Below are 12,811 nucleotides of genomic sequence, written 5' to 3'. Positions count from 1 at the left end.
TGTATACAATGGCACACCTCTGGTTTTCGACAAAAAACGCAGCGGCCCGAAGGTAAAATTTTTCTGCGCCGACCCAGCGTTTTTCTGCGTTGCGGCAAACCCCGAGTCGTTGGGATTGCCGCATTATCCGAAGGGTAGCACGCGAGTGTGCGCAAACCATACCCGTCTTGTCGCAACGCGCGCCGCGGGCGATCAACCGGCCGCCCAGCCCGGCTTGCGCTTGTCGAAAAAGGCGCCGATGCCCTCGGGCGCCTCGTCGCCCTCCCAACAGGCCACCAACTCGTCGATGGTATGGCTGATCGTGGCCTCGTCGATCACCGGGCCCAATCGGCGCAGCAGCGCCTTGGCGCGCGCCACCGCATCGGGCGCGCAAGACAGGTAAGGCGCAACCTCCGCCTCGATGGCGGTATCAAGTTGGTCGGCCTCAACCACGCGTGCCAGGAGGCCAAGCTCTACCGCTTCGTCGGCGCCGAAACGGCGACCCGACATGAAAACACGCCGCGCCCGCGCCTCGCCCATACGGGCGCAGACATAAGGCCCTATCGTGGCCGGGATCAGCCCCAGCCGGGTTTCCGTCAATGCCATCTGCACCTCGGGCGTGCCAATGCACACGTCGCAAACACTGGCCATCCCCAGCCCGCCACCGAAGGCGTTGCCCTGCACCCGGCCAATCAACGGCTTGGGCAGGGTATTGAGCGCCTGCAACATCCATGCCAGCTTGCCCGCCTCTTCGCCACGTTCCCGCGGGGTGGCGACCATTTGTGCCCGCATCCAGGCCAGGTCACCGCCCGCGCAAAACGTGCGTCCGCGCGCCGCCAGCACGACCACGCGCACCGTGTCGTCCGCCGACAGATCATCCACCGCCGCGCGCATCTGTGCAATCATCTCACCCGACAGCGCGTTATGCTTGTCGGCGCGATCCATCCACAGGGTCGCCACCCCGCGCGCATCGCGTTCAACCGTTACCAGCCGTTCCATGTTTCCTGTTCCTTCCGTTTCAACCCCCGACAACCATCACGTAGGTTGCCAGCGCCAGCATGATCGAGTTGACCGGCCCCCATACGGCCCTTTCGGGGGCCGTGCGCGAGACCCAGTTCAGCGCGCAAAGCGCCGCTGTCACCAGAACCGCCGCCCAGCCCGTCCAGCGCGGCCAGAAACCGCCCGCGAACCCGGCGGCCGAGACTACGGCCAGCGCCATGCATACCAGCACCCTGATCGACAGCGCCGCCAACGCCCGCGCCCGCCACGGCAGCACACCCGGATGACGCCCGCCTTGCGTCCATTCGCCCAGTGGCAACCCGGCGATCAATGCCACCTGGAAAAACACCGCGCCCAGGCAGAGCGTGGCGTAAAGATGGGCGATCTGCACCGTCATGGGCTGCGCATCGCCCTTGCCATGTCTGCGCCGCGCAACAGCACGTCGCGGTCAAGCCCGGTATCGAACCCCAGGACGGCAAGGCGATCATGCACCGCCTCGGTCGCGACATTGCCGGCAGCACCCGGCGCGTAGGGGCAGCCACCCAGCCCCCCCACGGCGGCATCGAAGACGCGCAGCCCCTTGTCCAGCGAAACCTCGATATTCGCCAACGCCCTGCCCGCCGTGTCGTGGTAATGGCCCGCAAGCCGGCCGGCCGGAACCACGTCCAGCACGGCATCCAGCATTTCCGCGATGCGCGCGGGAGTGCCCTGCCCGATCGTGTCGCCCAGGCTGATCTCGTAACACCCCATCGCGTCCAGCCGCGCCGCGACCTCGGCCACCTTTTCCGGCGCCACAGGCCCGTCATAGGGGCAATCCGTGACACAAGAGATATAGCCCCGCACCGGCAGCCCCGCCTCTCGCGCGGTCTGCGCAACCGGCGCGAAACGCGCAAGGCTTTCGGCGATGGTCGCGTTGATATTGGCCTTGGAAAACCCTTCGGAGGCCGCGCCGAAAATCGCCACCTCGTCGGCCCGCGCGGCAATCGCCCGCTCCAACCCCTTCATGTTGGGGGTAAGCGCCGCGTATCGAACCGCCTCGGCGCGCGCGATACCGGCCATAACCTCGGCGCTATCGGCCATCTGCGGCACCCATTTGGGGCTTACAAAGCTGGCCACCTCGATCCGCCGGAACCCCGCCGCGCTCAGGCAATCGACCAGCGCAACCTTGTCTGCGGTGGGAATCTGGCGTTTCTCGTTCTGCAACCCGTCGCGCGGGCCCACCTCGAAGATTTCGACCCTGTCAGCCATCCGGCACCTCGTATCTTTCTTGCATGAACAAGCGTGCGGCCCCCTCGGCGGGCAGCGCCTCGGCAAAACTGTCGCGTTCGGTGATACGCGCGTACCAGGCGGCCAGTTCGGGAAAATCGTCCGGCTCAAGGAAATGCCGGGCCATATAGACCGCCTGGCCCACAGCGATATCGCAGGCCGAGAAGCCGCTGGTCAGCAGGTAATCGCGGTTTTCCAGCGGTGTCGATAACCGCGCCTCTATCGCGTCATAGGCCACGCGCAGGCGGGCCAGTTCGTCGCGCATCAACTCACCCGCCCCGGCCGCCCAGCCACGGTGCAGAATATCGACACTGCCGGTCACGGTTTCCGAAAAATGCAACCACACCAGCCATGCCATGCGATCAGGGTCGTCCGGGGTGCGGCCCAACCCGCGTTCGGGAAAGCGTTCGCACAGGTATTCGATGATGGCGGTCGCCTCGAACATCCGCTCGCCGTCGATTTCCAGCGCGGGCACCCGGCCGGCGGGCGACAACGAAAGGAAGCCGGGCGCGCGCAAACTGCGATCGAGCGGATGCGCCACGATACCGAACGTGACCTCAAGCTCGTTGAGCAGCCAAAGCACCCGCATCGAGCGGCTTTGCGGTATGTGATGAAGGATGATCATTGCGATGGCTCCTTGCGCGCGCGTTTGCTTGCCCCGCTGCAACACAGGCAATAGCGTTTCCAACCCTGCACATGCAAATCCGCGATCCCTGGGCGGGCAGCCAGACCACGCGAAGGGCACCGGCCGCCGCCGGGAACGTCGGGAACCGGCATCCTGCCACAATGCCCAGGCTTGGCGCGCGGTGCACGGGGGCTCAAGGGCGCGGCTGCGATCAAGCCGTTTCCTCCATTGCGTCCTCCAGCCGGATCAACGGCGCGCCCGCCTCGACCTGGTCGCCCTCGCCCACAAGCACCTCGGCGATCACGCCGTCGCGGGCGGCCAGCATGGTGTGCTCCATCTTCATCGCCTCCAGCACGGCCAGGCGATCGCCCGCCGCCACCGTTTGCCCGGCCGCCACATGCACCGACACGACCCGCCCCGGCATCGGCGCAAGCGTCACCGCGTCGCCCATCCCGGCTGCGGCGGCGCGTGCCAGCGGATCGATGATGTCGAAGCTGCGGCCATAATCGGCAAAGACGGTCACCCGGCCCGGCTCCACCTGGGCGGTTGCGGCGGGCTTGCCATCGAACACCCAGGCCTGGCCGCGCCGCTCGGCCAATACAGTGGCACCGGACAGCACGATCTCGACGCGGTCGGGGCCTTGAACGCGCAAGGTAACGGGCAGGTCTTCTTCGCCTTGGCGCAGCACCAGCGCGCGGTTCAACGGTTGCCAGAGTGTAAACCCGGTCAATGGCCCTGCCCCGATCCCGGCGGCCTCCAACGCGGCCTGCGCGACGGTTTCAGGGCGCAGCGCGGGCTGCGCTGTCAACGCATCAAGATCGCGCGCGATCAGCCCGGTATCAACCTCACCCGTCGCGAACCCGGCGTGGTCGGCCAGCGCCCCTAGAAAGGCAAGGTTCGTCACGGTGCCCGCTACCCGCGTGCCACGCAAGGCCCGCGCCAGTTTGCGTAGCGCCACCGCGCGAGTGGGCCCATGCACGATCAGCTTGGCGATCATCGGGTCGTAGAAGGGTGAAATGGCATCGCCCGTCCGCACGCCGCTATCGGCGCGCGCATCCGCCGGAAAGGCCAGGTGTGACAGCGTGCCCGTGGCCGGCAGAAAGCCCGCTGGCACGTCTTCGGCGTAAAGCCGCGCCTCGAAGGCATGGCCGGTGATGGCCAGATCGCGCTGCGCGGCGGGCAGCGGCTCGCCCGACGCCACGCGGATCTGCCATTCTACCAGGTCGACCCCGGTAATGGCTTCGGTCACCGGATGTTCGACCTGAAGCCGCGTGTTCATCTCCATGAACCAGAACCCGTCGGCGCGCAGCCCGTCCGAGCCGTCAACGATGAACTCGACCGTGCCCGCCCCCTTGTACCCGATTGCCTCGGCGGCGCGCACGGCGGCGGCCCCCATGGCGGCGCGCATTTCCCCGGTCATGCCCGGCGCGGGGGCCTCTTCGATGACCTTCTGGTGGCGCCGCTGAAGCGAGCAGTCGCGCTCGAACAGGTGCACCGCCCTTTCCCCGTCGCCAAACACCTGCACCTCGATATGGCGCGGTTGCTGAATGTATTTCTCGATCAACACGTCGGGGTTACCAAAAGCCGTGCGGGCCTCGCCCATCGCCGAGGTCAGCGCATCTGCGAAATCGGCTGGCCGTTCGACAAGGCGCATCCCCTTGCCGCCGCCGCCCGCCACGGCCTTGATCAACACCGGGTAGCCGATGGCATCCGCCGCGCCGGACAGGTGTTCGGGGTCCTGGTTGGCGCCGTGATAGCCCGGCACGACGGGAACGCCTGCCTTGTCCATCAACGCCTTGGCGGCATCCTTGAGCCCCATCTTTCGAATGGCGTCGGCCGAGGGGCCGATGAAGGTCAGGCCCGCCGCATCGATCGCGTCGACGAAATCAGGGTTTTCCGACAGGAACCCATAGCCCGGATGGATCGCCGCCGCGCCGGTTTGCAACGCCGCGCGAATGATCGTGTCGCCACGCAAGTAACTGTCGGCGGGCGCCGGGCCGCCGATATGCACCGCCTCGTCAGCCAGCGCCACGTGGCGTGCATCGCGATCGGCATCGGAATAGACAGCGACGGTGCGCAGCCCCATCGCCCGTGCGGTTTCCATCACGCGGCACGCGATCTCGCCCCGGTTGGCAATCAGGATCTTGTCAAACATCCGCCTCTCCCATTGTCATGCGCCCCTGTTGTTTCCTGTTTCCGCATCGGTCTTAGGGGAATTGGCCCAAAGCAAAATAGGCGCAACGCCCCGACCACATCGGACCAGCGCGCCACCCAGGGCATCGGCGCCCGCGTGCGCGACCTGCGCCCGGCAGCGGGGGGCCGTCCCAGATCATTGGCGTGGCAAATCATTGGAATCTTCATCCTCACATCCTGAACACGCCAAAGCGCGTTTCGGGGATCGGCGCGTTAAGCGCCGCCGACAGGCTGAGGCCAAGCACATCGCGCGTCTTGCGCGGGTCGATGATCCCGTCATCCCAAAGCCGCGCGCTGGCATAAAGCGGGTGGGATTGTTCCTCGAACATCTCGATGGTGGGGCGCTTGAACTCGGCCTCATCCTCGGCCGACCATTCACCGCCCGCCCGTTCGATCCCGTCACGCTTCACGGTTGCCAGCACGCCCGCCGCCTGCTCGCCGCCCATCACCGAGATACGCGAATTGGGCCATGTCCAAAGGAACCGGGGGCTGTAAGCCCGCCCGGCCATGCCGTAGTTGCCCGCACCGAACGAGCCGCCCACCAGCATGGTGATCTTGGGCACCGACGTGGTGGCCACCGCCGTCACCATCTTGGCGCCGTGGCGCGCGATACCTTCGTTTTCGTATTTCCGGCCGACCATGAAGCCGGTGATGTTCTGCAAGAACACCAGCGGAATCCGCCTTTGACTGCACAGCTCGACGAAATGCGCGCCCTTGACCGCCGCCTCGGAAAACAGCACGCCGTTATTGGCCACGATCCCCACCGGGCAGCCCCTGACATGTGCAAAGCCGGTGACCAGCGTTTCGCCGAAACGCGGTTTGAACTCGTCAAAGCGCGAGCCATCGACCACCCGTGCGATCACTTCGCGGATATCGTAGGGCGTGCGCAGGTCGGCCGGCACCACGCCCAGGATTTCATCGGGGTCATAGGCAGGCTCCTCGGGGCTGGCCCAGTCAACGGTTTCGGGTTTGCGCCGGTTCAGGTGGCTGACCGCGCGGCGGGCCAGCGCCAATGCGTGGGCGTCATCCTCGGCCAGGTAATCGGCCACGCCCGACAGGCGCGTATGCACGTCGCCGCCCCCCAGGTCTTCGGCGCTGACAACCTCGCCCGTGGCAGCCTTGACCAGCGGTGGACCGGCCAGGAATATCGTGCCCTGCTCTTTCACGATGATCGTCACGTCCGACATGGCGGGCACATAGGCGCCGCCCGCCGTGCAACTGCCCATTACCACGGCAATCTGGGGTATTCCCTTGGCCGACATGTTGGCCTGGTTGAAGAAGATGCGGCCAAAATGGTCGCGGTCGGGGAATACCTCGTCCTGCTGGGGCAGGTTCGCGCCGCCCGAGTCGACGAGGTAGATACAGGGCAGGTTGTTCGCTTCCGCGATCTCTTGCGCGCGCAGGTGTTTCTTGACGGTCATCGGGTAATAGGTGCCCCCCTTAACCGTCGCGTCGTTGCACAGGATCATGCATTCATGCCCGCTGACACGCCCGATGCCCGCGATCACGCCCGCGCAAGGCGCCGCGCCATCGTAAAGACCATGCGCCGCCGTGGCGCCTATTTCCAGAAAGGGCGCGCCGGGATCAAGCAGGTTGGCCACCCTTTCGCGCGGCAGCATCTTGCCCCGGCTCAAATGCCGGTCGCGCGATTTTTGCCCGCCCCCCGCGGCGGCCATTTCGGCGGCCTCCTGCACGATGCGCAGCGCCTCGAGATGGCCGGTGCGGTTTTGCTGGAACTGCGCGGACGAGGGCAAGGCTTGCGATTGCAGTTTCATGGCGTGTCCTTCTTGTTATCTGCGGGGGCGCCGCTTTGTGCGGCGTTCATTCCAGGTCTTCGCGCGCGCGGGGGCGCGTGGGCGGTGGCAGGCCGGCCCAGCCGGCAGTGATAGCATCGGGCGCCGCACCCAGGTAGCGCGCCAGGAACCAGGCCCGCGCCGCGATACCAAGGCTCAGCGCGGCCTCGCGCACCTCGCAGCGCAGGGCCTCACCTTGGGGCAAGCCGGCACAGTCAGGGCCCGCCGATTTCCCCTGCGCCAACACTCGCATCCGGGGATAAAGTTGATCGGACCAGACCCCGCGCAGCCCCGCCACGGTTTCGGGCGCGGGCAATGTTTCAAGCACGGCATCACGCAACGCGTTCTGCCGATCGACCAGAGCGGCCAGGCAGGCGGCGGGCGCCGGAGTGGCAGCACAATGCCACGCGCCAAGCTCGCCGCAATGGTGAAAATGAAACACGTCTCCTACGCCGAACCGCTCGGCAAACGGGCCTGCCCGGTGCCAGGACAATTCGCGCTCGAACCGGGCAGCGGCGATGTCGATGCAGGTGTCGAACTCGGGCACGGCGTCTTCGGCCAGTGCCGGCAAGGCGCCAAGCGCCAGCGCGATGGCGGCAAGCATGGTTTTCTTCATGCCTCGCCCTCCGCCTCTTGGGTGGCACGCGCTTTCAAATCTTTGCGGATGACCTTGCCGGTAACGGTCATCGGCAGCACGTCCAGGAAGGCGATTTCGCGGGGGTAGGAATGCGCGGCCAAGCGTTCTTTCACCCATGATTTGAGCGCGTCTGCCAGCGCGTCATCGGCGCCAACACCCTCCTTGACCACGACGTAGGCCTTGACGATCTGCGTGCGCAGGCGGTCGGGCTTGCCCACCACGCCCACCGTGGCCACGGCCGGGTGCGTCAGCAGGCAATCCTCTATCTCGGCGGGGCCGATACGGTAGCCAGCGGATGTTATCACGTCATCCTCGCGTCCCACGAAGCGGATGAATCCATCCTCCATCACGCCCCGGTCGCCCGTCAGCATCCATTGGCCGCGAAACTTTTCCGCCGTCGCCTGCGGCTTGCGCCAGTATTCAAGCATCATTGCGGGGGTGCCCGCGCGCACGGCGATATCGCCCTCGCCATCGGTGATGTCGCCCGCCGCATCGATCACCGCGACTCGGTGCCCCGGTGCCGGGCGCCCAATGAACCCGGGGCGCGGGTCGAACAGCACCCCGGCGGAGCTGGCGACCATGTTACATTCGGTCTGGCCGTAGAACTCGTTGATCGTCAAGCCAAAGGCTCCCCGGCCCCAGTCCAGCATTTCCGCGCCCAGCGGCTCGCCGCCGCTTGCCACGCTGCGCAGCCCGGTGACCTGGCAGTCGGCGGCCTTGAGCATCCGCAACGCGGTGGGCGGAAAGAACGCGTTGCGCACACCGCCCTGGTCGACAATGCGCGTGGCACCCTTTGGCGTGAATTTCTCCATCCGGGCGGCCACGACCGGCACACCCAGCGCCAAGCCCGGCATCAGCACGTCGAACAACCCGCCGATCCAGGCCCAGTCAGCCGGCGTCCACAGGCAATCGCCTGGCTGGCCCAGGAAATCATGGCTCATCTCGACGCCCGGCAGGTGGCCCGTCAGCACCCGGTGGCCATGCAACGCCCCCTTGGGCGCGCCGGTGGTGCCGCTGGTATAGATCAGAACCGCCGGATCGTCGGGGCCGGTCTCGACCCCGCCGCTGGCCTGCGTGCTGTCAGGCAGATCCTGCTGGCGGATCACGGCCAGCCCCATGCCCCGCACCATCGCGGCCCCGTCGTCGTCGGTCACCACCACGCTCGCACCGCTGTCATCCAGCCGCGCGCCCAATGCCTCGCCACGAAACAGCTTGAACAGCGGCACGCTGATTGCCCCGATCCGCCAAGCCGCGATATGGGCCGCGGCGCACAGGAACGACTGGCTGAGCAGCACGCCCACCCGGTCACCACGCATCACGCCCCGCTCGAGCAAAGCGTTCTCCACCCGTCGCGACAGGCGCCACAATTCGCCATAGCTGATCTGCCGCCGGATTCCATCGGTCACGTCGATGATCGCAACGCGCCCCGGATCGCGCACCGCCCAGCCATCGCAGACCTGGTGTGCCATGTTCAGCCGCTCGGGCATGTCCCATGCGAACCCATCGCACAGCGCGGCGTAGTCAGGCGCGGGTGTCAGCATTGCGCAAGATCCCCCTCGACCCGACGATGCGCCAGGCGGCCAAAATCGTCCACGAAATATTCATGTACCGTGCCATCACAGGCGCAGCGCACCACCAACCACAGCCCGTCGCTCGCCGCCGGGCGCGCGGCACAATCGCTGATCTGCCCGCCCTCTTCGGCATAAAGCGCGGCCATACGCGCGATCACGGCGGTTTCATTGGGGGCCGTGCTGCGTGCGCCCATCAGCCAGCCCAGCACCCCCGCCAGGGCGACAAGCGCGGCCACCGGGGCCCATATGCGCATGGCCGAGATCATCGCCGCCCCCGCGCCGGACCTACTGCATTGCCCCCATCAATTCGCGCCCCACCAGCATACGACGGATTTCGCTGGTGCCCGCGCCGATTTCCATCAGCTTGGCATCGCGGAAAATGCGGCTGACCGGGCTGTCGTTCAGGAATCCGGCACCGCCAAGGGCCTGCACGGCCTGATGCGCCACGGTCATCGCGACCTCGCTGGCATATAGCACGCAGGCCGCCGCGTCCTGGCGCGTGACCTCGCCCCGGTCACAGCTTTTCGCCACCTCGTAGACATAGGCGCGCGCGCTGTTCATGGCGGTGTACATGTCGGCAATCTTGCCCTGCATCAACTGGAAATTCCCGATGCTCTGGCCGAATTGCTTGCGTTCGACCATGTAGGGCATCACCTCGTCCAGGCAGGCCGCCATGATGCCGGTGCCAATGCCAGACAACACGACGCGCTCGTAATCCAGCCCCGACATCAGAACGGCAACGCCACGCCCTTCTTCGCCCAGCACGTTTTCAAAGGGCACTTCGCAATCCTCGAAGATCAGCTCGCCGGTGTTGCTGCCCCGCATGCCCAGCTTGTCGAAATGCGGCCCCTGGGCGAAGCCCTTGAACCCCTTCTCGATGATGAAGGCGGTGATGCCTTTCGGCCCGGCCTCGGGGTCGGTCTTGGCGTAGACCACCAGCGTGTCGGCATCGGGGCCATTGGTGATCCAGTACTTGTTGCCGTTCAGCACGTAATACCCGTTGCGCTTTTCCGCGCGCAATTTCATCGACACCACGTCGGACCCGGCGCTTGGCTCGGACATGGCCAGCGCACCGACATTCTCGCCCGAGATCAGCCCGGGCAGGTACTTGCGCTTCTGCTCTTCGGTGCCGTTCAGCTTGATCTGGTTGACACAGAGGTTCGAATGCGCGCCGTAAGACAGCGATACGCTGGCGCTGGCGCGCGCCACCTCCTCCACCGCGATGGTATGGGCAAGGTAGGTCATGCCCGCCCCGCCGTATTCCTCGTCCACCGTCACCCCCAACAGGCCCATCTCGCCGAACTCGCGCCACAGGTGGGGGGGGAATTCGTTGGTCTTGTCGATCTCGGCGGCCAGGGGCTTGATGCGCTCCTGCGCCCAGCGGTGCGTCATTTCACGCAGGGCATTCACATCGTCGCCCAGGTCGAACTTCATCGTTGCATTGAACATGCCGGCCCCTCCGGAGAGTTTATTGAACACTTGTTCATTAAAGGACACCAAAGCGCGAGTCGGGTCAAGCCGCTTGCGCGCGGCCCGCCTGATCCGCCTTGGACTGGCCGGAACCATTCGGAAAAAGGGGCCCCAAGCCCGGACCAACCCGCGGCAGCGCCGCGCAACGGCTCATCCGCTCTGGAACACGGCCCCCGCCTCGGCGCGGATGATGCGCGCGATCACCTGGCAATCTTCGACGCTGAAGGTCAGCGGCAGGCGCATGTCGATCAACCCGGCCAGGACCCGATCGGTCGCGGGCATCGCGGTGGACGGGGCATAGCGCCAGCTGTCATAGCGACTGGTAAAGCCAACCGGCTCGGCACCGCCGAACCACTTCAGCTCGACCCCGCGCGCGGCACAGCGGCGCAGCACCTCTTGCACGGCGGCCGGCGCCCAGTCGAGCAACAGGAACTGGATCGAGCTCCCCACGAAATACTCTTCCTCGGGACGGTCGACCACGCGCAGGCCGGGCGTGTCGCGCAGCCCGTCCTCGACCGCGCGATACCGCGCGTTCCAGCGGTCGCATTGCGTGGCAAGGTCGCGCAGTTGCGGGCGCAGAATGGCGGCGCGCAAATGGTCCATCCGCCCCGAGATGTTGGGCATGTCATAGCGGATACGCTCGAACACCTCGGGCCCCGGTGCGGCAATATGCCGGTCGTACAGCATGTAACTACCCGACAGCATCACCGCCCGCGCCATGACTTCGGCATCATCGGTAACCAGCAACCCGCCCTCGCCCGAGTTCAGATGCTTGTACGTCTGGGTCGAATAGCAGCCAATCACCCCGTCGGTGCCCGACAACCGCCCGCGCCAGCGCGCGCCCATCGTGTGCGCGCAATCCTCGATCACGCGAATGCCGGCGGCGGTGCAGATCTCCATCAGCCGGTCCATGTCGGCCAGGTGCCCGCGCATGTGGCTGAGCATCAGCACATCGGCCTCGCCCGCCTTGGCAGCGAGGTCGTCAAGGTCAATCACCAGGTCTTCGGTCACGCCGACGAAAACCGGCACCGCGCCGACGCTGGCAATCGCCCCCGGCACCGGCGCCAGCGTAAAGGCGTTGGTCAGCACCTTGTCGCCCGGTCCGACGCCCAGTGCCCGCAAGGCACAAGACAAGGCATAGCCGCCCGAGGCCACGGCCAGGCAATAGCTCACCCCCATCGCCTGCGCGAATTCCTGTTCCAGCAGGGCCACCTCGCCCGGCTCGCCCTCGGCCACGTTGTAGCGGTGCAACCGCCCCGAACGCATGACGCGCAGCGCCGCCTCGATCGCCGCCTCGGGGATCGGTTCCTGCTGGGTAAAATTGCCCTTGAACACCTCGGTCATGGCGCAAGAGATGCGCCAACCCCACGGTCAGGTCAATGTCGTGGCGCCAGTTTTTCAGCACCGCGCGCATCGAGCATCGTTCCCCAACCGCGTGCAAGGGGGCGCGCAACGGGGGGGGACGCCACGCCGAAATCCGGCTAGGCCGGGCCGAAAAGCCCTGCAACCACCCCGGCCAATTCATCGTAATGGCCGATATGGGCCTCGGGCTTCAGCGCCAGAACGGCATCGCCCGATGGCCCGAACGTCACCAGGACCGAGGGCACACCCGCCGCGCGCGCGGTCTGGCGGTCGGTATCGGTGTCACCGATCAGGCAGGCCCGTCGCATGTCTCCGCCCGCGCGCGACACCGCCTCGGCCAGCGGCGCGGGGTCGGGCTTGCGCACCGGCAGCGTATCCGCCCCCACGAGCGCGGCAAAGCTGTCGCGCACCCCCAGCCGGCGCAGCAGCGTATCGGCCAGAGCCTCGGGCTTGTTGGTGCAGATGCCCACGCGGTACCCGGCCGCTTGCAGGGCCGCGACCGCCTCCATCGCGCCGGGATAGAGCCTGGTGTGCACGTCGATCGCGTCGCCATATGCCTGCAAAAGCACCGGGTAGTACCGCCCGACCTGGCCTGCCACGTCGGCATGGCCCGCGCGGGTCAAGCCCAGCGTCAGCATCGCGCGCCCGCCGTGAAACGCAGTCAGCGCATCCCCCGCCGGATCAAGCAGATCACCCAGCCCCATGTCGCGAAAGCAATGGTTGGCCGCCGCGATCAAGTCGCCGCTGGTATCAGCCAACGTGCCGTCCAGATCGAAAATCACCGTGCCCATGCCGCGCCCTTCCCGTGCCGCAATGCCCAAATCATCCGGGGCGATCCGTGCCCCGCTTGCGTCGCGGGTGCAAGCCCTTATAACGGCCGGACGCCACAAGGAAGGGATACGCACCATGACCCAGG

The 12,811-nt window shown here is 66.6% G+C and carries 12 protein-coding genes; all 12 read right to left on the bottom strand.

The window, feature by feature from the left end; translation table 11 throughout:
• Positions 1-192 precede the first annotated feature (192 nt).
• Positions 193-978, bottom strand: a complete 786-nt coding sequence (locus M8744_RS01730) for a crotonase/enoyl-CoA hydratase family protein (protein WP_251408440.1) — start codon at positions 976-978, stop codon at positions 193-195.
• A 19-nt stretch (positions 979-997) separates the two neighbouring features.
• Positions 998-1,375 (bottom strand): hypothetical protein, encoded by a 378-nt coding sequence (locus M8744_RS01725; RefSeq protein WP_251408437.1) that lies wholly within the window; start codon positions 1,373-1,375, stop codon positions 998-1,000.
• Positions 1,372-2,226 carry a hydroxymethylglutaryl-CoA lyase gene (locus M8744_RS01720; protein WP_251408434.1) on the bottom strand — a complete coding sequence of 285 codons (855 nt, stop codon included), beginning with the start codon at positions 2,224-2,226 and terminating at the stop codon, positions 1,372-1,374. Before M8744_RS01720 ends, M8744_RS01725 begins: the two co-directional genes overlap by 4 nt.
• Positions 2,219-2,869, bottom strand: a complete 651-nt coding sequence (locus tag M8744_RS01715; protein WP_251408431.1) for a glutathione S-transferase family protein — start codon at positions 2,867-2,869, stop codon at positions 2,219-2,221. The genes M8744_RS01720 and M8744_RS01715 overlap by 8 nt, the downstream gene beginning before the upstream one ends.
• Before the next feature lie 211 nt (positions 2,870-3,080).
• Positions 3,081-5,024 (bottom strand): ATP-binding protein, encoded by a 1,944-nt coding sequence (locus tag M8744_RS01710; RefSeq protein ID WP_251408428.1) that lies wholly within the window; start codon positions 5,022-5,024, stop codon positions 3,081-3,083.
• A 208-nt stretch (positions 5,025-5,232) separates the two neighbouring features.
• A complete protein-coding gene (locus tag M8744_RS01705) occupies positions 5,233-6,837 on the bottom strand; it encodes a carboxyl transferase domain-containing protein (protein ID WP_251408425.1) in 1,605 nt (534 codons plus the stop codon).
• 46 nt (positions 6,838-6,883) lie between these two features.
• Entirely contained in the window at positions 6,884-7,471 is a 588-nt protein-coding gene (locus M8744_RS01700; protein ID WP_251408422.1) for a hypothetical protein, read from the bottom strand.
• Positions 7,468-9,033, bottom strand: a complete 1,566-nt coding sequence (locus M8744_RS01695) for an AMP-binding protein (protein ID WP_251408419.1) — start codon at positions 9,031-9,033, stop codon at positions 7,468-7,470. Before M8744_RS01695 ends, M8744_RS01700 begins: the two co-directional genes overlap by 4 nt.
• Positions 9,027-9,317, bottom strand: a complete 291-nt coding sequence (locus M8744_RS01690; RefSeq protein ID WP_251408416.1) for a hypothetical protein — start codon at positions 9,315-9,317, stop codon at positions 9,027-9,029. Before M8744_RS01690 ends, M8744_RS01695 begins: the two co-directional genes overlap by 7 nt.
• A gap of 31 nt (positions 9,318-9,348) precedes the next feature.
• Positions 9,349-10,512 (bottom strand): isovaleryl-CoA dehydrogenase, encoded by a 1,164-nt coding sequence (locus tag M8744_RS01685; RefSeq protein WP_251408413.1) that lies wholly within the window; start codon positions 10,510-10,512, stop codon positions 9,349-9,351.
• Between the two features lie 171 nt (positions 10,513-10,683).
• Positions 10,684-11,877, bottom strand: coding sequence for a DegT/DnrJ/EryC1/StrS family aminotransferase (locus M8744_RS01680; protein ID WP_251408410.1), 1,194 nt, complete (start codon positions 11,875-11,877; stop codon positions 10,684-10,686).
• A gap of 137 nt (positions 11,878-12,014) precedes the next feature.
• Complete coding sequence (locus tag M8744_RS01675) at positions 12,015-12,686, bottom strand: HAD-IA family hydrolase (RefSeq protein WP_251408407.1); 672 nt, start codon at positions 12,684-12,686, stop codon at positions 12,015-12,017.
• Positions 12,687-12,811: the final 125 nt, after the last annotated feature.

Origin of the sequence: Lutimaribacter degradans (genome assembly GCF_023703375.1) — a bacterium.
In the GTDB taxonomy this organism is placed as follows: Bacteria; Pseudomonadota; Alphaproteobacteria; order Rhodobacterales; family Rhodobacteraceae; genus Lutimaribacter; species Lutimaribacter degradans.
Note: the sequence above shows the minus strand (reverse complement) of the source record. Positions and strands in the feature narration are given on the sequence as shown.

Coding starts and splice junctions, on each gene's coding strand:
- M8744_RS01730 (WP_251408440.1), bottom strand. CDS start 978: ATGGAACGGCTGGTAACGGTTGAACGCGATGCGCGCGGGGTGGCGACC.
- M8744_RS01725 (WP_251408437.1), bottom strand. CDS start 1,375: ATGACGGTGCAGATCGCCCATCTTTACGCCACGCTCTGCCTGGGCGCG.
- M8744_RS01720 (WP_251408434.1), bottom strand. CDS start 2,226: ATGGCTGACAGGGTCGAAATCTTCGAGGTGGGCCCGCGCGACGGGTTG.
- M8744_RS01715 (WP_251408431.1), bottom strand. CDS start 2,869: ATGATCATCCTTCATCACATACCGCAAAGCCGCTCGATGCGGGTGCTT.
- M8744_RS01710 (WP_251408428.1), bottom strand. CDS start 5,024: ATGTTTGACAAGATCCTGATTGCCAACCGGGGCGAGATCGCGTGCCGC.
- M8744_RS01705 (WP_251408425.1), bottom strand. CDS start 6,837: ATGAAACTGCAATCGCAAGCCTTGCCCTCGTCCGCGCAGTTCCAGCAA.
- M8744_RS01700 (WP_251408422.1), bottom strand. CDS start 7,471: ATGAAGAAAACCATGCTTGCCGCCATCGCGCTGGCGCTTGGCGCCTTG.
- M8744_RS01695 (WP_251408419.1), bottom strand. CDS start 9,033: ATGCTGACACCCGCGCCTGACTACGCCGCGCTGTGCGATGGGTTCGCA.
- M8744_RS01690 (WP_251408416.1), bottom strand. CDS start 9,317: ATGCGCATATGGGCCCCGGTGGCCGCGCTTGTCGCCCTGGCGGGGGTG.
- M8744_RS01685 (WP_251408413.1), bottom strand. CDS start 10,512: ATGTTCAATGCAACGATGAAGTTCGACCTGGGCGACGATGTGAATGCC.
- M8744_RS01680 (WP_251408410.1), bottom strand. CDS start 11,877: ATGACCGAGGTGTTCAAGGGCAATTTTACCCAGCAGGAACCGATCCCC.
- M8744_RS01675 (WP_251408407.1), bottom strand. CDS start 12,686: ATGGGCACGGTGATTTTCGATCTGGACGGCACGTTGGCTGATACCAGC.